18 protein-coding genes and 1 pseudogene are annotated in these 19686 nt (G+C 71.8%); 6 read left to right on the top strand and 13 right to left on the bottom strand.

The window, feature by feature from the left end:
* The first annotated feature begins 95 nt into the window (after window positions 1-95).
* Window positions 96-1913, top strand: coding sequence for an aspartate--tRNA ligase (gene aspS, locus ABZX75_RS06625; RefSeq protein WP_355408550.1), 1818 nt, complete (start codon window positions 96-98; stop codon window positions 1911-1913).
* A 115-nt stretch (window positions 1914-2028) separates the two neighbouring features.
* Here the strand turns inward: aspS and ABZX75_RS06620 are convergent, their stop codons facing one another.
* A complete protein-coding gene (locus ABZX75_RS06620) occupies window positions 2029-3321 on the bottom strand; it encodes a VWA domain-containing protein (RefSeq protein WP_355408548.1) in 1293 nt (430 codons plus the stop codon).
* Window positions 3322-3616: 295 nt separating this feature from the next.
* On the opposite strand from ABZX75_RS06620, the gene ABZX75_RS06615 reads away from it, so the two are divergent.
* Window positions 3617-5704: a PhoX family phosphatase gene (locus ABZX75_RS06615; protein WP_355408546.1), complete on the top strand. Its 2088-nt coding sequence runs from the start codon at window positions 3617-3619 to the stop codon at window positions 5702-5704.
* Window positions 5705-5811: 107 nt separating this feature from the next.
* Here the strand turns inward: ABZX75_RS06615 and ABZX75_RS06610 are convergent, their stop codons facing one another.
* The 4 genes from ABZX75_RS06610 to ABZX75_RS06595 all read right to left on the bottom strand — a co-directional run bounded on the left by ABZX75_RS06610 (window position 5812) and on the right by ABZX75_RS06595 (window position 11017).
* A complete protein-coding gene (locus ABZX75_RS06610) occupies window positions 5812-7071 on the bottom strand; it encodes a HAMP domain-containing sensor histidine kinase (RefSeq protein ID WP_355408544.1) in 1260 nt (419 codons plus the stop codon).
* A gap of 16 nt (window positions 7072-7087) precedes the next feature.
* On the bottom strand, window positions 7088-7804 hold the full coding sequence (locus tag ABZX75_RS06605; protein WP_355408542.1) for a hypothetical protein: 717 nt from the start codon (window positions 7802-7804) through the stop codon (window positions 7088-7090).
* A 109-nt stretch (window positions 7805-7913) separates the two neighbouring features.
* Entirely contained in the window at window positions 7914-10028 is a 2115-nt protein-coding gene (locus tag ABZX75_RS06600) for an FUSC family protein (protein WP_355408540.1), read from the bottom strand.
* Between the two features lie 161 nt (window positions 10029-10189).
* Window positions 10190-11017, bottom strand: coding sequence for a hypothetical protein (locus tag ABZX75_RS06595; protein WP_355408538.1), 828 nt, complete (start codon window positions 11015-11017; stop codon window positions 10190-10192).
* A gap of 123 nt (window positions 11018-11140) precedes the next feature.
* Between ABZX75_RS06595 and ABZX75_RS06590 the strand changes: the two genes are divergently transcribed.
* The 3 genes from ABZX75_RS06590 to ABZX75_RS06580 all read left to right on the top strand — a co-directional run bounded on the left by ABZX75_RS06590 (window position 11141) and on the right by ABZX75_RS06580 (window position 12663).
* A complete protein-coding gene (locus tag ABZX75_RS06590; RefSeq protein WP_355409069.1) occupies window positions 11141-11641 on the top strand; it encodes an Rrf2 family transcriptional regulator in 501 nt (166 codons plus the stop codon).
* A gap of 135 nt (window positions 11642-11776) precedes the next feature.
* Window positions 11777-12175 (top strand): RidA family protein, encoded by a 399-nt coding sequence (locus ABZX75_RS06585; protein WP_355408536.1) that lies wholly within the window; start codon window positions 11777-11779, stop codon window positions 12173-12175.
* A 77-nt stretch (window positions 12176-12252) separates the two neighbouring features.
* Window positions 12253-12663, top strand: coding sequence for a hypothetical protein (locus ABZX75_RS06580; protein ID WP_355408535.1), 411 nt, complete (start codon window positions 12253-12255; stop codon window positions 12661-12663).
* A gap of 336 nt (window positions 12664-12999) precedes the next feature.
* Here ABZX75_RS06580 and ABZX75_RS06575 read toward each other — a convergent pair whose 3' ends face one another.
* The 5 genes from ABZX75_RS06575 to ABZX75_RS06555 all read right to left on the bottom strand — a co-directional run bounded on the left by ABZX75_RS06575 (window position 13000) and on the right by ABZX75_RS06555 (window position 16784).
* Window positions 13000-13170, bottom strand: coding sequence for a hypothetical protein (locus ABZX75_RS06575; RefSeq protein ID WP_355408533.1), 171 nt, complete (start codon window positions 13168-13170; stop codon window positions 13000-13002).
* Window positions 13171-13229: 59 nt separating this feature from the next.
* Window positions 13230-13625 (bottom strand): hypothetical protein, encoded by a 396-nt coding sequence (locus ABZX75_RS06570; protein WP_355408531.1) that lies wholly within the window; start codon window positions 13623-13625, stop codon window positions 13230-13232.
* 229 nt (window positions 13626-13854) lie between these two features.
* A complete protein-coding gene (locus tag ABZX75_RS06565) occupies window positions 13855-14100 on the bottom strand; it encodes a hypothetical protein (RefSeq protein WP_355408529.1) in 246 nt (81 codons plus the stop codon).
* 136 nt (window positions 14101-14236) lie between these two features.
* Entirely contained in the window at window positions 14237-15154 is a 918-nt protein-coding gene (gene pucL, locus ABZX75_RS06560; protein ID WP_355408527.1) for a factor-independent urate hydroxylase, read from the bottom strand.
* A gap of 256 nt (window positions 15155-15410) precedes the next feature.
* Complete coding sequence (locus tag ABZX75_RS06555) at window positions 15411-16784, bottom strand: aspartate aminotransferase family protein (RefSeq protein WP_355408525.1); 1374 nt, start codon at window positions 16782-16784, stop codon at window positions 15411-15413.
* Window positions 16785-16806: 22 nt separating this feature from the next.
* Here ABZX75_RS06555 and ABZX75_RS06550 point away from each other — a divergent pair, with 22 nt between their 5' ends.
* Entirely contained in the window at window positions 16807-17628 is an 822-nt protein-coding gene (locus ABZX75_RS06550) for an ATP-binding protein (RefSeq protein WP_355409067.1), read from the top strand.
* On the opposite strand, the pseudogene ABZX75_RS06545 reads toward ABZX75_RS06550, so the two are convergent.
* The 3 genes and pseudogenes from ABZX75_RS06545 to ABZX75_RS06535 all read right to left on the bottom strand — a co-directional run.
* Window positions 17618-18376 (bottom strand): annotated as a pseudogene (locus ABZX75_RS06545) (SigB/SigF/SigG family RNA polymerase sigma factor); the annotation flags it as partial. The gene ABZX75_RS06550 and the pseudogene ABZX75_RS06545 sit on opposite strands and share 11 nt — an antisense overlap.
* A gap of 342 nt (window positions 18377-18718) precedes the next feature.
* Complete coding sequence (locus ABZX75_RS06540; RefSeq protein ID WP_355408523.1) at window positions 18719-19096, bottom strand: hypothetical protein; 378 nt, start codon at window positions 19094-19096, stop codon at window positions 18719-18721.
* A 24-nt stretch (window positions 19097-19120) separates the two neighbouring features.
* Window positions 19121-19429 carry an SCO5918 family protein gene (locus tag ABZX75_RS06535; protein WP_355408521.1) on the bottom strand — a complete coding sequence of 103 codons (309 nt, stop codon included), beginning with the start codon at window positions 19427-19429 and terminating at the stop codon, window positions 19121-19123.
* Between the last annotated feature and the right edge of the window lie 257 nt (window positions 19430-19686).

Raw genomic sequence — 19686 nt, 5'->3', positions numbered from 1 at the left:
GGAGGCCCGGCGGGCATGCCCGACCCGCCCTCCGCCCGGGCGGTAACCTTGGCAGGGTTGAATCCACCCTGGTACAGCGAAGAACTGGATGACTGATGCATCGGTACAGGTCCCACACCTGCGGCGAGCTCCGCGCCTCTGACGTCGGCACCGACGTCCGGCTCAGCGGCTGGCTGCACAACCGTCGAGACCTGGGCGGCATCCTCTTCATCGATCTGCGCGACCACTACGGCATCACGCAGCTCGTCGCCCGTCCCGGCACCGCGGCCAACGAGGCGCTCAGCAGCGTCACCAAGGAGACCGTCGTCCGTGTCGACGGCAAGGTCGTCTCCCGCGGCGCGGACAACGTCAACCCGGAGCTGCCCACCGGCGAGATCGAGATCGAGGTCTCCGAGGTCGAGGTGCTCGGTGCGGCGGGTCCGCTGCCCTTCACCATCAACACCGACGACGGTGTGAACGAGGAGCGGCGCCTGGAGTACCGCTTCCTCGACCTGCGCCGCGAGCGCATGCACCGCAACGTCATGCTGCGCTCGGCCGTGATCGCCTCCATCCGCTCCAAGATGGTGGCCCTCGGCTTCAACGAGATGGCGACCCCGATCCTCACCGCGACCTCCCCCGAGGGCGCCCGTGACTTCGTGGTCCCGTCCCGCCTGAACCCGGGCAAGTTCTACGCCCTGCCGCAGGCCCCGCAGCAGTTCAAGCAGCTGCTCATGATCTCCGGCTTCGACCGGTACTTCCAGATCGCGCCCTGCTTCCGTGACGAGGACGCCCGGGCCGACCGCTCGCCCGGCGAGTTCTACCAGCTCGACGTGGAGATGTCCTTCGTCGAGCAGGAGGACGTCTTCCAGCCGATCGAGAAGCTGATGACCGAGCTCTTCACGGAGTTCGGCAAGGGCCGCGAGGTCACCTCTCCCTTCCCGCGGATCCCGTTCCGCGAGTCGATGATGAAGTACGGCAACGACAAGCCCGACCTGCGCGCCAAGCTGGAACTCGTCGACATCACCGACGTGTTCGAGGGCTCGGAGTTCAAGGCGTTCGCGGGCAAGCACGTGCGCGCCCTGGCCGTCCCGGACACCGCCGGGCAGCCGCGCAAGTTCTTCGACGGCCTCGGCGAGTACGCGATCTCGCTCGGCGCCAAGGGCCTGGCCTGGGTCCGCGTCGGCGAAGACGGTGCCCTGACCGGCCCGATCGCCAAGTTCCTCACGGAGCAGAACGTCAAGGTCCTCACCGAGCGTCTGGGCCTGGCCCCCGGCCACGCCGTCTTCTTCGGTGCGGGCGAGTTCGACGAGGTCTCCAAGATCATGGGCCCGGTCCGGGTCGAGGCCGCCAAGCGTGCCGGCCAGTTCGAGGAGAACGTCTTCCGTTTCTGCTGGATCGTCGACTTCCCGATGTACGAGAAGGACGAGGAGACCGGCAAGATCGACTTCTCCCACAACCCCTTCTCCATGCCGCAGGGCGGCATGAAGGACCTGGAGGAGAAGGACCCGCTCGACATCCTGGCGTGGCAGTACGACATCGTCTGCAACGGCATCGAGCTGTCCTCCGGCGCCATCCGCAACCACGAGCCCGAGGTCATGCTGAAGGCCTTCGAGATCGCCGGTTACGAGGCGGAGACCGTCGAGCGCGAGTTCGCCGGCATGCTGCGCGCCTTCCGGCTCGGCGCCCCGCCGCACGGTGGCATCGCCCCGGGCGTGGACCGCATCGTGATGCTGCTGGCCGACGAGCCGAACATTCGCGAGACCATCGCCTTCCCGCTGAACGGCAACGCGCAGGACCTGATGATGGGCGCGCCCACCGTCCTGGAGGAGTCCCGCCTGCGCGAGCTGAACATCGCGCTGCGCAAGCCGGTGGAGACCAAGCCGACGGACGCCAAGCCGGTCGCCGAGGCGGTCCACCCGGACGCCGCGCGGTAACCGCACGGCTCGTCGGAACGCATGGGGAAGGGCCCGGGATCCATGGATCCCGGGCCCTTCCCTGTGTTCGTGTCGTGCCGTGGTGTCGTGTGCGCCCTCCGGCGCCGCCCCCGGGTCAGAAGCGGTCGAGGATGCCCTTGAGGAGCGCGGCCGAGGTCAGGTCGCGGGGGGCGGGACCGGCGTGGAAGAAGCCGGCGTTCTCGGCGTCCAGCTTGCGCAGGAAGTCGAAGGCCTTGGCATCGTGGTCACCGAAGGCGACGAACTGCCAGTGGATGCCCGGGGCGGCGGCGGCCGCCCCGACCAGTGCGGCCTTGGCGGGCTGGCGGCTGTCGGGGGCGCCGTCCGTCTGGAACACGACGAGGGCCGGGCCCGCGCCGCCGTCCTTCTGGTAGCGCTCGAGGACCGCCTCGACGGCCCGGTGGTAGCTGGTCCGGCCCATGTGCCCGAGCTCGGCGTGGCGCGCCTCGACCCAGGCGTCGTCGTGACTGTCGAGGTCGAGGTCGGCGGTGCCGTCCACGTCCGTGGAGAAGAACACGGTGTGCACGGTCGCCGCGTCGTCGAGGTGCGCGGCGAGCGCGAGGGCGTGGTCGGCGAGGTGCTGGGCGCTGCCGTCCTTGTAGAACCCGCGCATCGACCCGGACCGGTCCAGGACGAGGTACACCTTGGCCCGCGCGCCGGCCTTCTCCTTGGCCCGCAGGACCTGCCCGGCGGCCTTGTACGCCCCGGCGAGCCCGGGCGCCCGCCGCTTCACCGCGGCGAGCGCGTGCGCGGGCTCCGCCGGCGCGTCGGCGGTATCCGCCTCCGGCGCGGTGGGTTCCTGGCCTGCGGCCGGTTCGGCATCGGCGGCCAGGGGCTCGGCCGGGACCTCGGCCTGCGCCTCGGGCGCGGGCACGTCCTGGCCTTCGGCCGCAGCGGCGGCGAGCGGCTCCGCCTCCGGCGTGGTGGTGTCGGCCACCGGCTCGGGCGCGGTGGCCGCCTTGGCGGCGGAGCCCTGGCCTTCGGCCGGTTCGGCCGCGGGGGCGGTCGGGGGCTCCGCATCAGGCTCGGCCTGCGGCGGCTCCGGTGTGGTGGCGGCCTCGGCCGTCTGCGGCGGGGTGGCCGCAGGCGTGGGCGCGGGGTGCGGTTCCGAGGGGGTGGTGGGGACCGGGCGGCGGGCCTCCGGGACCGTCGGGTCCGCGGCCGGAGCCGGGGCCGGAGCGGTGAGGACCGTACCCGGTTCGCGGTCCCGCGGAGCGGACTGCGGGGGAACCGTCGGATTGTCGAAGGACGCCGCCACCAACTCGGCCGCCGCGTCCAGGGGGGTGCGATCCGCCTGGCTGGGGAGGGCCGCGGAAGCGGCGTCCGTCGTCTCCGGAACGGGTTCCGCAGACCGTCCGAAAACCTTGCGCAACAAGCTCCGAATACCCATGGGCCAGGCCTTTCTCATGAGTGCGTGCGTCATTTGTCCGTGCTGCGCGGATGATCCCTGCCCAGAGTGGACACGTAAGGTTATCGGCCGCTCGGCTGGATCTTCGGCAGGGGCGCCATTCGTGGCGTCCACTGCGCGAACAGCCTCCCACCCTCAGCGAACTTCCGCCTCGACGTGCTGGGTTCACCAGGCGTTCATCCCTCCGCCGCCGCTTCGGCGCACCTCGCGCCTAGCGTCACCGCTGGATTGATTCCGACACGTTGTCGGCGCCCACGCAGCTAATCGGAGGACACTCGTGCGCAAGCTCCTGCCGCTCATCGGCAACCCCCATGGGAGCGGACGTTCCGCTCTCACCTGCCGTTACCGCTGTGGCGACGCCTGCTTCCACGAGGTGCCGAACACGAGTGACAACGAGTATGCGGGAGATCTCATAGCCCGCGCGTATTCCCGCCGCTCGATGCTGCGCTCGGCCGCCGTCGTCACGGTCGCAGCCGCCGCCGGTACCGCCGTCACCCTGGGTGGCAACGGTTCCCCGGCCAACGCCTCTTCCCTCCCCGGGACCAACGGCGCCGGCCCCGGTGCGAACGGCGAGGCCGCCCGCGGGCTGCGCTTCGCCCCGGTCGCACCGAACACCGACGACCGGGTGACCGTCCCCGCGGGCCACGAGCAGAACGTGGTCATCCGCTGGGGCGACCCGATCCTCAAGGGCGCCCCCGGCTTCAACGCCGACAAGCAGACCGCCGCCGCCCAGGCCGGTCAGTTCGGCTACAACAACGACTTCCTCAGCCTGCTCCCGCTCGGCGGCGACTACGAGCGCCGGCAGCTGCTCGTGGCCAACCACGAGTACACGGACGAGAACCTGATGTTCAAGGGGTACGACCCCGCCAACCCGACCCGCGAGCAGGTCGAGATCGGCTGGGCCGCGCACGGCCTGTCCGTGGTCGTCGTCCAGGAGGACCACCGCAGCGGCAAGCTGACCGCGGTCACCCGCCACCACCTCAACCGCCGCCTCACCGCGACCAGTGAGTTCAGGCTGACCGGCCCGGCCGCGGGCGGCGACCTGCTGAAGACCTCGGCCGACCGTACCGGCACGAAGGTGCTCGGCACCCTCAACAACTGCGCCGGCGGCACCACTCCGTGGGGCACGATCCTGTCCGGCGAGGAGAACTTCAACCAGTACTTCGCCAACGGCGGCAGTGTCACCGACCCGGTCCAGGCCGCGCGCCTCAAGCGCTACGGCATCGGCGGCGCCGCCTCCGAGCGGAAGTGGGAGCGGTTCGACAAGCGCTTCGACGTGGCGCAGGAGCCCAATGAGCCGCACCGTTTCGGCTGGGTGGTCGAGCTCGACCCGTACGACCCGGACTCCACTCCGCGCAAGCACACCGCGCTCGGCCGCTTCAAGCACGAGGCCGCGCAGCCCCGCCTGACCGAGGACGGCCGCCCCGTCGTCTACATGGGCGACGACGAGCGCTTCGACTACTTCTACAAGTTCGTCTCCTCGAAGCAGATGAAGAAGGGCACGTCGCGTGCCGCGAAGGAGCACAACCTCACGCTGCTCGACGAAGGGACCCTCTACGTCGCCAAGCTCACCGGCGACGCCCCGGCCGGCCAGATCGACGGCTCGGGCAAGCTCCCCGCCGACGGCGAGTTCGACGGCTCCGGCGTGTGGATCAAGCTCGCCACCGGCAACGTCTCGCACGTCGAGGGCATGACCGCCGAGGAGGTGTACGTCTTCACGCGCCAGGCCGCCGACAAGGTGGGCGCCACGAAGATGGACCGCCCCGAGGACGTCGAGCCCTCCCCGCGCACCGGCCGCGTGTACGTCGCGCTCACCAACAACAAGGACCGCGGCGCGGCGGGCAAGGCCGCGGCGGACGAGGCCAACCCGCGCAACGGCAACAAGCACGGCCAGATCCTGGAGTTCGCCGAGAACTTCGACGACCCGGCCGGTGACGGTTTCGCCTGGCGGCTCTTCCTCGTCGCCGGTGACCCGAACGACCCGGCCACCTACTTCGCGGGGTTCCCGAAGGACAAGGTCAGCCCGATCTCCTGCCCCGACAACGTGGCCTTCGACGCGCACGGGAACCTGTGGATCTCCACCGACGGCAACCAGCTCGGCAGCCACGACGGCCTGTTCGGTGTCGCGACGACCGGTGACCGCCGCGGTGAGCTGAAGCAGTTCCTGACCGTCCCGCGCGGTGCCGAGACCTGCGGACCGGTCATTCAGGACAAGCGTGTCCTGGTCGCCGTCCAGCACCCGGGCGAGGTCGACGGCGCATCCGTCGAGAAGCCGCAGTCGACGTGGCCCGACGGCCCCGGCAAGCTCGTCCGCCCGGCGGTGGTGTCCGTCTGGCGCAAGGACGGTCGCAACATCGGTGTCTGACCGGGCCGGTTGAACAGCGGTACTTGTCGGGTGGGCCCGTGTTTCACGTGAAACACGGGCCCACCGGCCCGGCGGATGTTTCACGTGAAACATGCCGTCCGACAGGGTCAACTTCCGTTCGGCAGCCGCCCGACGGGAAGCCTGAGCGTGGTCACCGCACCGCCGTCGGGGGCGTTGGCGTAGCTCAGCGCGATCTCCAGTACCGCAGCCTGGCCGGCCACGATCGTCAGGCCCAGCCCGTGGCCGCGCCCGCGGCCCGGGTCGCCGGTGCGGAACCGCTGCGGGCCCTGCTCGATCAGCTCGGGCGGGTAGCCGGGCCCGTGGTCGCGGATCCTCACCACCGGGCCCTCCACGGTGACCTCCACCGGCGGCCGGCCGTGGTGGTGGGCGTTGACCAGCAGATTGGCCAGGATCCGGTCCAGGCGCCGCCGGTCGGTGAGCACCACGGCGTCACGGATCACCCGTACCGTCGCGGGCAGACGGGTCCCTGCCACGGCCCGTTCCACGGCGCGCCCGAGCTCCACCTGGGCCAGATCGGCCCGTTCGACGCCCGAATCGAGGCGGGAGATCTCCAGCAGGTCCTCGGTGAGCCGGTGCAGGGCCTGGAGCCGGTCGTTGATCATCTCCTTCGGCCGGCCCTCCGGCAGCAGGGCGGCCGCGGCCAGTGAGCCGGTGAGCGGGGTGCGCAGCTCGTGCGCGACATCCGCCGTGAAGCGCTTCTCCGCCTCCAGCCGGTCCTGGAGCGAGCTGGCCATCGAGTCCAGTGCCCGCGCCACGTCCCGTACCTCGTCCCGGGAGTGGGGCGGCCCCTGCCCGTCCCCGTCGGCCGGGAAGTTCACCCGGGCGTCCAGGTCCCCGCCGCTGATCCGGCGGGCCACCGCGGCCGTGGTCACCAGCCGCCGGCTGATCCGGCCGGCCAGGAACAGCCCGGCCAGCGCCACCACTCCGGCCGCGAGCGCGGAGGAGGCGAGGATCGCGGTGTCCATGTCCCGCAGCCGGTCGCGGGTGGTCTCGTACGGGAGCCAGACGGCGAGGGCCTTCCGGTCGGCGGGGGCGGCGGCCCACATGAAGGGTTCGCCCTGGTGCTCGCCGACCATGGTGCCGGTCTCTCCGCGCGCGACCAGCTCGCGGAGCCGCTGCGGCAGCCCGGGCGGGTCCAGGCCGGCGTTCACATCGCCGTGCACGGTGCCGTACTGGTAGTGGCCGAGGGCGTGTTCCAGGTCCCGGTCCGCGTCCTTGCGGACCTCCCCGACGATCTGCCGGGCGACCACGTTGTGCACCAGGATCCCCAGCACCGCAGCCACCGTGCAGCACACGGCCGTGGTGGTCAGGGCGATCTTCCACCGCAGACTGCTGAAGGCCCGCATCGCGTCCCGCCCCCGTTCAGGCGGCGCTCGACGGCGAACAGAGCGTGGAGCCGTCCTTGAGGCCGGGGCACTCGTCGAGGGTGAGCTGGGTCAGGTTCATGATCCCGGCCTCCGGATCCCACACGTAGTCGGAGATGGAGACGTACGTCGGGTTGGAGGTCGGCTCGCGCACCGCCAGGTGCTCGGCGGCCACCTCCACGCCCTCCAGGATCGCCCGCCGGGACAGGATCCGGGCGATGGACCCGTCCTCTCGGACGGTGTAGACGCGCAGCTCGCTGAGCCGGCCGTCGATGTCCAGGGCGGTGATCAGCTCCTCCTTGCCGTCGCCCGTCAAGTCGTGCAGGACACCGGGCCGCACCGGGCAGTCGGGACCGCCGTCCACAGCCTGTGTACAGAGCGCGAGCCGCCGCACCGCCCGCGGGTCGACGAGGCGGCCGGTGCCGCCGTCCTCGGTGGTGGCGGAGGTGATGTCGGCGCGTACGACGGCCAGCGCGTTCACGCCCCGCATGGTCGGGCCGTCCGCCTTGGGCAGACCGGGCACCACGGCGGCCGCTCCCGGCCGCTCCCCGGGGCCCGGCGGGGCGGGGTGGATGTCCTTCCACAGGCTCTGCGGGGCGTGGACCGTGCCTAGGTCGCCGCGGCTCTGCAGGCCCTCCACGTCGGCGCACCCGGCCGCGGCCGCCAGGGTGGCGGCGAGGACGGGTATGACCAGGGCGCGCGAGAGGTGGCGCATGTACCGATGCTCTCCCGGCTGAGCCCGCCGGGCCCGGGCGGTGAGCCGTACGGGTGACCCCTGAAGGGCCGCCGGTGTCCCGTCGCGGGGGCCGGCGGGGGATGGGGGGTCAGGCGCCGGGCGGGCCGGGTGCGGTCCGGGAGGACGGAGGCGTCGGGGAGGACGGGGGCCTCGGGGAGGTCGGGGACGTTGGGGAGGCGACGGCGAGGGCCGCAGCGATCTCCTGGCGGACCGGGGCCAGCACGCTCGACTCGTCGCCCTGCGGTTCCACCTCGGCCCTTGCCGGAGTCGGGCTGCTGCGCACTCGCTCCGCCAGCGCCCGCAGCTGCCGGGTGATCGTCTCGACCTCGGGCGCCGCGGGCGGCTGCGCCCCGTGGTTGACCCGGACCCGCGCGGCGGTGGTCGCGTCCACGATCCGCTCGACGGCGACCACCAGCGGCCACCAGGCGGCGGCCCGCGCCCCGGTCGGCGGTGGTTCGGTCAGCGCCCGCTGGAATTCGCTCCGTACGCCCGACAGGTCCCGGTAGATCCGCCGCCGGGCCTGGAGCCGGGCGGTCCGGGCCGCCCGCACTCGTGCCTCGGAGCCGGCGTCCTCGGCGTTGTCGGCGTCCTGCGGGGCGCCGAAGGCCCGCTCGACGTACCGGGCGGCGTCGTCCACGGTGTCGGCGAGGCGGTCGCCGATCCGGGAGTGCCAGCTCTCCGGCCACAGCAGGTAGCCCGCGACGAGGGTGATGGCGCAGCCGATCAGGCTGTCCAGCAGCCGCGGGCGGATCAGGTCGAAGCCCTGGTGGTTGAGCAGGTCGGAGAGCAGCAGGATCACGGGGGTGATCGCGGCGGTCTGGAAGGCGTACCCCTTGACGGAGAAGGCGGGGATCAGCGCGGCGAGCCCCACCATCACCGGCACGTCCCACCAGCCGCGCGGGACCTCGGCGAGCACGGCGGCGGCGACCACCAGGCCGGCCGCGGTACCGAGGGCCCGCAGTACGGCCCGGGAGAACACCGAGCCGAAGTCCGGCTTGAGGACGAACGTGACAGTCAGAGCGACCCAGTACGACCGCTCGACCTCGATGAGCGACACGAGCGACTGCGCGAGCCCGATGCACAGCGCGAGCCGCAGTCCGTACCGCCAGGAGGCCGCGGACAGCATCATGTCGCGCACCGCCCGCCGGGCCCGGATGCGCAGGGCGGCGGGCCGGCCCAGGCGGTCGTCGACGTTGTACGGGTCCGGTTCGGCGAGGTGCACGATGGTCGCGGCGTGGCGCAGGGCCGCGTCGAGGGCCCGCTCGGACGGGCCGTGCGGCGCCGGCAGCGTGAGGACGGGGATCCCGGTGCGGCCCTCCTCGACGGCTGCGGCGAGCTCCCGTACGGCCGCCGGGATCTCGGGCGGCAGCGGGCGGCCGCGCAGGTGCGCGGCCGGCGCGGCTTCCACCAGCGGGATCACCACATTGAGCTGGGCCAGCATCCTCACCAGCGAGGGGCTGCGGCCGTGTACCCGGCCCCGCCGCCCGAGGATCAGGTCGTAGGCGTGGTTCAGGGCCTGGGTGACCTGTCGGCGGCGCTCCTCGTACCCGGGCCCTCCCGCGGCTTCGAGCGTCGCGGCGAGGGCCCTGTACGTGGCCGCGACGGCGGCCCGCTCGGGCCTGCGGCCACGCAGGGGCCAGCCCAGCAGGGTCAGGACGAGGACGAACAGCCCGCCCGTGCTCAGCAGTAGCGGGGCGGTCCACCAGGGCTCGGGCATCGCGAGTCCGGCGCCGACCACCGCGTTGAGGAGCAGCAGCAGCCCGGAGACCGACGCGACCGTGCCGATCGAGGAGATCATCCCGGAGACCAGGGCGATCAGGGTGAGGGCGCCGACCGCCAGCCAGCCGCGACCGAAGACCAGGGTGCCCAGCGCCACGCCGACGGCGCCGAAGAGCTGCGGGACGGCGATGTTCAGGATCCGCATCCGGTAGGCGTCGGCGGTGTCGCCGATGACCCCGGACAGGGCGCCCATGGAGACGAGCGCCCCGTACTCGGGCTCGTCCAGGGCGAATCCGACGGCGAGCGGGGCGGCCAGCGCGATGGCCGCGCGCACGACGGCGGCCCAGGGGATCGGGGCGCTGTTCGGCCGCAGCCCCTCAAGCAGCCAGGCGGGCGGTGCCAGCGGATGCTGTCGGGCTCGCCCGGACGGTATCCGCTCGGTGGGTTCCGGGGGTTCCGTGGGGTCGGTGCGTTCGGTGCTCATGCCCGCTTCCGTGCGCCGCTGGTGAATCGGTTCTCGCGCGCTGGTCCGGACGCTGGTGCGCGCTGTGGCTCACGTGCTGCTCCAGGCGCCGGCCCAGGCCCTGGTGTACGTCGTCTGCGTGCTTGTGGGGCGTTCTGCGTACGTGTGGGCACCTTCCGAGCTTATGGGGTGCGGCGCAGCCGGCCGAGGAGCCAGGCTGCCAGCGCGGCGGCGAGCCCGACCGCCAGAATCACCCAGGCGGTGGTGCGCAGGAACGCGGTGAGGGCGTCGTACACCGCCTCGGCGGCCGACCGGTCGATGTCGGCGGGCAGATCGTCCAGAGTCAGCCGCCGGCACAGGCCCACGGCGATCCACAGCAGTCCGGCCCCGACCGCGAGCCCCAGCCCGGTGGCCATCACGGCCCGCCGCCGCCGGACGGCGACGGCGATGGCCGCCGCGGCCAGTACCAGCGTCAGTACGGGGAGCCAGACGCCGGCGATCTGGAGCATGCGGAAGCCCTTCCGGAGAGCGCCGAGGTTGTCGTACTCCATGACCTTCACGGAGAGGCGGGTCACCGGGATGCGGTCGGCGAAGGGCACGCCGTCGGCGACGAGCTCCCCCTTGACCTGGGCGATGACGGGCGCGAGTTCGATGGTGACGGCGTCGCCGTGGCCGGTGGTGAGCGCCTGGAGGAAGGCGGCGTGGGCGGCGCGGTTGGCCGCGTCCCAGGCTGTCCGGTAGGCCGGGGTGTCGGTGAAGGAACGCAGGGCCTCGCCGAGGAGGGCGTCCACGCCGCCCTGGAACGGGCCGGCGTCGATCTGGCCGGCGAGGGCGCGGCCGGCCTGGGTGACGACGACGCCCTGTACGGCGGGGTCCGCGGCCAGCGGGGACATGGCGGCGGTGTACCGGTCGGCGTCGCCCAGCTCGTGGTCGGCCCAGTACGCGACGGCGCTCGCGGGCACCAGCAGGGCCACGAGGATGAGGAGTACCGCCGACAGGATGGTGCGCACGTCACCAGGGAAAGCCGGGGCGCCGCGCGGCGCGAGCGGTGTTGCTGCGGGCGGGTGGTGGGTTCGACGTGTCGTCTTCCTTGCCTTCCTAATCCTGGATATCTAGTATCCAGGATCATGAAGATGAGCGAGGGCGTCGAGTGGGCGCTGCACAGCTGCGTCAACCTGGCCTGGAGCGGCCCCGGACGGGCCGTCTCGGCGGCGCGCCTGGCCGCGTGGCACGACCTGCCGGCCGCCTACCTCAACAAGCAGCTCCAGGCACTGGCCCGGGCGGGCATCGTCACCTCCACGCCCGGCCCCCGCGGCGGCTTCCGGCTGGCCCGGCCGCTCGAAGCCATCTCACTCATGGACGTGGTCGCGGCGATCGAGGGGCCCGAGGAAGCCTTCCGGTGCGCGGAGATCCGGGGGCAGGGGCCCGGGGCCGAGCCGGCGGGCGCGCCGGGTTCGCCGGTCGCATCGGACGCGGTGACCCCCCGGTGCGCCATCGCGCACGCCATGACCCGGGCCGAACTGGCCTGGCGCCGGGCGCTGGCGGCCCAGGACCTCGACGAGATCCGGCAGCAGGCAGAACGGCAGGCCCCCGAGGCCCCGGAACGGCTCCGCGCCTGGCTCGCAGCCCCGTAGGACACGCACCCCGTAGGACACGCACCCCGTAGGACAAGGCAGGCCGCACCCAGGCCGACGTGGGCGGCAACGCGGGCCGCCTCGCCGCCCCGCCGGGCACGAGAAGACGGACCCAAGGACTCGAAGGAGCTCGGTATGACGCGCAGCATCAGCAACCCCGCAGGCCTCCACACCCCGACCGACTACGGCTACAGCCACATCGTCTCCGCCCCCGGCGAGCAGGTCTTCATAGCCGGCCAGTACGGCTCCGACGAGAGCGGCCACGTCGTCTCCGAGGACTTCGGAGACCAGGTCGAGCGGGCCTTCGCCAACCTCCGCACCGCCCTCGCGGCGGTCGGCCTCGCACCCGCCGACGTGGTCCGCATCGGCACGTACATCGTCGGCCACGACCCGCGGAAGCTGGAGGTCCTCCTCAAGCACCTGCACGCCACCTGGGGCGCCGAACTGCCCGCCCAGACCCTGATCGGCGTCGCCGCCCTCGCCCTGCCCGGGATGCTCTTCGAGATCGACGCGGTGGCGGTACGCACGCCCTGAGCGGGGACCGGCGGTTGATCCAGTTGCCGGGCGGTGGCAGTGGGTGTGCCCTGGAGGATGGGAGAGAGGAGCCCGTCATGGCACACGCGGCACCCACCGCCCCCAGGTGGTACCGCCGGCGGCGGACGGCTGACACGGCCCGCCCCGGCAGGAGCGCGCTCCTGAGCCCGCTGCTCCTCGGACTCGTCTACGGCGTCTGGGCCGCCTTCATCAAGCGCCAGACGGGCCCGGTCGACGCGGGCAACGTCCTCTTCGGGATCCTGTGCGGCGTGCTCTTCGCCGCCGGCCTGATCGCCCTGGCCCGCATCGGCCCCCGGCTGGAGCGCGAGCTCCACGCCGCCGCCTACGGCGCCTTCGCGGCCATCGCCATGGGCTACCTGTACAGCCTCACCGCCGCCAGTGTGCTCCGCGCCACCGGTATCGCCCTCGCGGTCGGCGCGGGCGTCGCCGTGGTGGCCTTCTACCGCTACTACACCCACGAGGACTGAGTCCCACGGCCTCCGCCGGGCACGCGATCGAGACCGCCGGCCTCGTCAAGGTCTTCGGGGAGACGAGGGCCGTCGACGGCGGCTACCTGCTCGGCGACATGCCGCGCTACACGGTCGCCTCCGAAGTGATGCTGGCCGTCGGTCTGATCGCAAGAGCCCGCGAGGAGCCGTACTTTCGGCCCCGCGGCTCCGTACCTCCGGCCGAGGCGGGCGGTGGGCCCCGCAGCGGAGACTGAAAGCGGCGCCGGTTCCCGTGCCCGTGGTCGAACCTCACCTGACCACGCTCCGTTGCCGAGGGCATGGGAGCCGGCGCCTCCCCCTTTCCGGGCGGAGCTCCTACACGGCCGTGTCGGCGGCGGCGCTCTCCTGCTGCGGTTCGCTCTCGGACTCGACGGCTGCGGACGGGGTTTTCGGCGCTGTGGGCTCGGCCTGGCGGGTCGGCGGGGTGTAGCGGACGGCCTCGGCGCGGATCATGGCGTTCAGGGCGGTGTAGGGGTCGATGGGCATGGCGGAACCTCACGTGTGTTCGAGGGGGTGTGGGGGTCGCGTACTGCTGCTCGGTCCGCTCAGCAGCGCAGGACCACACTCCGCGCCGCCCGCGAGGGCAGTGCCGGTCCGGACGGCCCCGACGCGTGGCCGTACGAGGGGCGGTCCGCATGTTTCACGTGAAACACCGGCAGCGGCAGCTGCCGTACGCCCGGTCCCCAGCGCGCGAACGTCCGTACGGCGGCGCGTGTCTCCGGCTCAGCGGCCGGATCGGACTGGCCCTCGACGGGTTCCAGGGGGGCGCTGGAGGCGGGGCGGTGCTCGGCGGCCATCGCGGCGGCCGGCCCGGCGCCGAACACGCAGAGCAGTACCACGCAGGCAGCCGTCAGGGCCCTGGTCAGTGCTGTTCTCAGCGTCCGTACCGCACGGGTCGCCCGTGCGGCCCGAACCGTCCGATCGCGCCGTGTCCCGCTCATGCGTCGGGTGTGCCCCGACACGCCGGGCGGCTCCCGGATGGGCCCGAAGATGCCCCCGACCGGCGGAGGAAGACACCCCCCTCGGCGGACAGCCGGCCGAGGCGAGGGACGCCGAGGTCAGTGGGTGGGGCGCTGCCCGGTCAGCCGAGCCAGGACAGTGGTGGCCGGACAGCCCGAGGGCGGCGAGCGCCCCTCCGCAGGCACCTCGAAGCCGCCGGCCGGGGGCGGCTCACACCACGACGAGGGTTGCCGCCGCCGCGCCCATCAGCGCGGCGGCGAGGTGGATGGCCGGGTGGCCGTAGTCACCGAACCAGAGGTGCCGGGCCAGGCCCCCCAGAGCGGCCAGAGCCGTGATGACACCGATCTGCGCGAGCAGGGTGACGGCGGTGAAGGGGGCCAGGAGCAGCAGGAACGAGTTCAGCCAGAACGGGGCCGCGCCCGTCCAGCCCCGCCATTCCCAGATCGCCGTCGGCATGAACTACCGGCCCCCTCGTCGTCAACGCATCGGCAGCACAGCCTCCTTGGGCGTGGGGGCCGGCACAAGGGCCCGCTCGGCTAGAAAACCGAAGGCCAGGCCGAAAGTCGCCCTCAGCGCGGTCTGGGCGGCACTCTCAGGCGACGATCCAGTCGGACGTGGCGATCACCGGCTGCACTCCGTCGCGGTGGACGGTGCCCTCGATCAGGCCGTACATCCGGTCCGCCGCGAAGTAGACCTCGTTGTCGTTCTTGAGACCGAAGGGCTCCAGGTCCACGAGGAAGTGGTGCTTGTTGGGCAGGTTGAGGCGCACCTCGTTGACCCTGGGGCAGTTGTCGAGCACGCGCTCGGCCATCTGGTTCAGGGTCTGCTGCAGCGAGTACGAGTACGTCTCCGCGAAGGCTTCCAGCATGTTCTTGCGGACCTTCTTGTACGACTGGTCCCAGTCGTACGAGGCGTCGTCGGCGGCGAGCGCCGAGTGCGCCCAGCGCGCGGTGACCTTGGTCGCCAGGATGCGGTCGTACGCCTCCCGCAGCGTCGTGTACTTGTCCTTGATGTAGCCGTGGAACTCGGAGTTGGTCGAGTTCATCACCGTCAGGTCCTTCAGACCCGAGATGACCTGCAGCCCGGTCGTCTCGCTGTAGGTGATCTGCGCGGTGCGGACCTCCTGCCCCTTGCGGACGAAGGAGTGCTGCTCCTTGCGCGTCGGGACCGGGATCCGCTCCCAGGCGTACTCCTCGATGCGGATCTGCGCCTCACGGATCGGCGACTGGGAGGAGACGAAGTGCTTGGCGAGCAGAATGCCGAAGGCCTCGGGCGAGGCGATGCCGTGCTCCTTGCCGAAGGCGTACACCGTGTTCTTGGTGGTGTCGGTCGGCAGGCAGTTGGCGTTGTCACCGGTCAGGTGGACGTCGCGGAACTCGCCGCGGAGCGCGACCGAGACGTTGAGGTCGCGGATCTCGTGCCAGGACCCGTCGTTGCCCTTGCGGGTGACCTTGACGATGCGGTTCTCGGCCTTGCCGTACTGGTTCTGCGCCAGGACGTGCTTGCTCATGCTGTCTTCCTTCGGGTACTCGGGAACACGGAGTCCGGTTGTCTGGATCCGTACGCCCGGCGTCCAGCGGTCGGCCCGCTCCCCGCCGTTCGGTCCCGGAGGACCGCCCCGGGACTGACGTGCATCCCGGTCCGTAGGTACTTGGCCAGTGATGTCACGGCCTGCACGGATTGCAGCATGTGTACAGGGCGTCGATCACCGTACGGATCCTCCGATACCCGCACCGACGTCTTGGGCGACCTCGCAGAAGCGCAGGTCAGGCCGTGTGGGCGTCCGCCACCGACAGTGCCTCGTCGAGGATCCGCAGCCCCTTGGAGACGTCCTGCTCCGCGATGTTGCAGGCGGGCGCGATGTGGATGCGGTTCCCTGCGATGAGCGGCCACAGCCCGCCCTTCTTGCAGGCGGCCCCGAATTCGGCCATGGGGGCGTTGGCGGCGCCGGCCGCGTTGTACGGGACGAGCGGCTCCCGCGTCTCCTTGTCCCGTACGAGTTCCAGCGCCCAGAAGGTGCCCATACCCCGGACCTCCCCGACCGAGGGGTGGCGCTCCGCGAGCGCGCGCAGGCCCGGGCCGAGCAGCTCGGCGCCGGTGCGGGCGGACTGCTCGACGATGCCCTCCTCCTCCATGACGTTGATCGTGGCGACGGCGGCCGCGCAGGCCAGCACGTGCCCGGAGTACGTCAGCCCGCCCGGGTAGGGCCGACGGGCGAAGGTCTCGGCGATGGCGGCGGAGATGGCCACGCCGCCCAGCGGTACGTACCCGCTGTTCACGCCCTTGGCGAAGCAGAGCAGGTCCGGGGTGACGCCCCAGTGGTCGGCGGCGAACCACGCGCCGGTGCGCCCGAAGCCGACCATGACCTCGTCCAGGATGAAGACGATGCCGTGGCGGTCGCAGAGCTCGCGCACGCCCGCCAGATAGCCGTCGGGGTGCACGAGCACGCCCGGGGCGCCGCCGACGGTCTCCAGGATGATCGCCGCGATGGACTGCGGGCCCTCGAAGACGATGGTGTCCTCGAGGTGGCGCAGCGCCCGCTCGCACTCCTGCTCCGGGGTCGTGGCGTAGAAGGGCGAGCGGTAGGCGAAGGGTCCCCAGAAGTGCACCACGCCGGCGGTTGCGGTGTCGTTGCCGAAGCGGCGGGCGTCGCCGGTCAGGTTGATCGCGGTGGAGGTGGCGCCGTGGTACGAGCGGTACGCGGACAGCACCTTGGGCCGGCCGGTGTGCAGCCGGGCCATGCGGACCGCGTTCTCGACGGCCTCGGCCCCGGCGTTGGTGAAGAAGATCTTGTCCAGGTCGCCCGGGGTGCGCTCGGCGATCAGCCGGGCCGCCTCGGAGCGCACGTCGACGGCGAAGCCGGGCGCGACGGTGCACAGCTTGGCCGCCTGCTCCTGGATGGCCGCGGTGACCTTGGGGTGCTGGTAGCCGATGTTGGTGTAGACGAGGGCGCTGGAGAAGTCGAGGTACCGGTTGCCGTCGTAGTCCCAGAAGTACGAGCCCTCGGCGCCGGCGACGGCGAGCGGGTCGATGAGCTCCTGCGCCGACCAGGAATGGAAGACATGCTTCCGGTCGGCGTCTTTCACGCTCTCTTTCGAGGCGTCTTTCACGGCGGTGAGGGCGTCGGCTTCTGCGTTCATGTTCCGAGCGTAGTTGTCCAGGATGTGGACGTCCGGAACCTCCGGCTCAGACGAGGTGCCGACCGCCGTCGAGGGTGAGGACGTCGCCCGTCGTTCGTCGGCCGCGCCCGGCTCGCTCCGGGGTCGGCTGGATGGAATCTCACTTTTCGCATTCCGGAATATATCTTCCGTCATGCGGAATAAAGGCGGGGGGATGGCAGGCCGAGACCAGGGAAGGCTGGGACTGGCGAGCCTAGGATTGGGATCCTCGGCAGGGGTAGGTGCGGCGCGGAGACAGGAGGCCCCTGTGGCCGAGCAGACGCGGAGGTTGGTGCTAGGCGGCGCCACGGCCGGAGTGGTGACGCGGTGCCGGGACTTCACCCGGCAGGCGCTGACCGACTGGCAGTGGCTGAGGGCGCCGGAGGCCATGGAGGACGTGCTCCTGCTGGTCTCCGAAGTGGTGACCAACGCGTGCCTGCACGCGGGCGGCCCCCGCGAACTGGTCCTGCGGCACTCTTCCGAGCGACTGCGCGTGGAGGTCAGTGACGACAGTCCGGAGCCTCCGCGCCGCCGCCTGCCCGGCGACCGCGCACTGCCGGGAGGGCACGGGCTGATCGTGCTGGAACGGCTCTCGCGGAGCTGGGGCTCGGCGCCGTCCGGGGGCGGGCGGCCCGGCAAGACGGTGTGGCTGGAGGTTCCGGCTCCTGGGCGGGGGGCGCGGGAGCGGACTCCGGGGGCGGCTCCGGGGCCGGCTCCTGAACCGGCTCCTGAACCGGCTCCTGAACCGGCTCCCGGACCGGCTCCTGAACCGGTTCCCGGGTCGACTGCCGAGTCGCATCGGGGAGCTCGGGGACCTCGTCGCTGAGGAGCCCGGTGCGCAGCTGCGCGAGGGTCCGGGTCAGGAGCCGGGACACGTGCATCTGGGACAGGCCCAGCCGGTCGCCGATCTCGGACTGGGTGAGCTCCTGCCCGAACCGCAGCGCGAGCAGCGTGCGCTCCCGTTCGGGAAGTTCCGCCAGGATCGGCTTGAGGGATTCCAGGCACTCGATCCGGTCGTACGCCGCCTCCTCCTCGCCGAGCGCGGGCCGCCCGGCGTAGGGGTCCCGCTCGCTGTCCTCCTGCACGGGCGCGTCCAGGGAGCGCGCGGAGTACGCATGCGCCGCTTTCCGCCCCTCCACGAGCTCCTCGGGCGATACGTGCAGGTGCCCGGCGAGCTCGCTGTCCGTGGGCTCCCGCCCGAGATCCTGCTCCAGGGCGTCGTGCGCCTTCGCGGCGTCGATCCGCAGCTCCTGGAGCCTGCGCGGGACCTTCACGGCCCAGCTGGTGTCCCGGAAGAAGCGCTTGATCTCCCCGACGATCGTCGGCATCGCGAACGAGGTGAACTCCACCTTGCGGTCCGGGTCGAACCGGTTGATGGCCTTGATCAGGCCGATCGTGCCGACCTGGACGATGTCCTCCATGGGCTCGCTGCGGCCCCGGAAGCGACGGGCCGCGTACTTCACGAGGCTCAGGTTGAGCTCGACTAGGGTGTTGCGGACGTACGAGTACTCGGCGCTGCCCTCCTCCAGCTCCGCCAGTCTCCGGAACAGGGACACGGACAAGGCCCTGGCCTCGTGGGTTGCGACGTCTGTGAGGTCTGTACGGTGCATGCGGCTGCGCTCCTCCGACGGAGTGGTCCCGATGGACGGGGGTCGTCGTCGCGCTGACCCAGGGGATATACCCGCCTACATCATGACGTACCCCACGCATCACCTACCACCTGGCGGTCCGCCGTCCGGGGAGGGCCGCCGCTTTTCCTCTACCGGGGGTGAAGGAGAGGTCGCAGCGAGTAGGCGCCCCCGGCGCGGGCTCCACGACCGAGCCCCCCGTCCACACCGCCGGAAGGCGGGCGTACGAGGGGCTCATGGGGCGGCGGCGGCGCTCACGTGTCGGCGGCGCTCACGTGGCTGAGTAGTTCACTTGTCGGAGTAGCTGAAGTCCCCGACCGTCCAGGCGCTGACGTCCTTGACGGCGATGCGGTACATCCCGCCGGTCTCCGGGATGCCCAGGGTGCCCTGGAGGATCCTGGCGACATGGAAGTGCAGGTGGGAGGGGGGTCCGGAGGCCGGACGGTCGCGGCCGGTCTGTTCGGACTCCCGGAAGATGCCGGCGAACGGCCTCAGTCGCGCGGAGTCTTCGAGGACCTCGGCCACGCGCTGGCGCCAGACGCGCTCAGGAGCGAGGCGGCCTGTGATGACCGCGCCGTGAACCACGACCGTCAGGGACATCTGATTGCTTTGCTCCGACTCCACCATGGCAGCGAGATCGATGAGCAGGTCATCAGGGATCGACATGGACACCGACTCTAGCAAGTGCGGTCAGGCCCCGGCCGGAGTTCCGAGGAGGGCCGAGGCCGCCTGGAGCGGGGTGAGGGGTGTCGCCGGGACGGGCACCGCAAGGTCGCGGCAGGTGAAACCGAGGCGTGAGAGCGCCCGGGTGACCTCGGCCGCCGTGAAGTCGCGGCGGTCCTGCCGGGTGATGACCTCCCCGACCTGCTTGACGGGGTAGGAGCGGCGGCTGATGATCACGGACGCCCCCGTGATGGGCTCGGCCTTGATTCCCTTCATCTTCTGCTCGACCTCGGTCTTTTCGAGGTCGAAGGGGTATCGGGCGATGACGAAGCGCATGATGCCTCACAGACTGGGACGGGGGAAGGCAGGAAGGAAGACTGCGAAGAACGGCGGGAACGCGGGAACCGGCCGCCCCGCGGCTCGCAAGCCGCCGGGGACGGCCGTCCGGTTCGGTCAGGCGGCCATGCCCATGGAGCGACGCCGCTCCTGGGCGGGGCGGCTGCGGCGTCCGCGCGCGGAGTTGGTGCTGCGCTTGGGCCGGTCGGAGACGGGCGCGGTGATGGTGACCGGGATGCCGGAGGGGGTCTGGGCGC

This window comes from Streptomyces sp. NPDC003038 (genome assembly GCF_040611115.1).
GTDB lineage: Bacteria > Actinomycetota > Actinomycetes > Streptomycetales > Streptomycetaceae > Streptomyces.
This window is presented reverse-complemented; position numbering and strand designations above follow the sequence as displayed.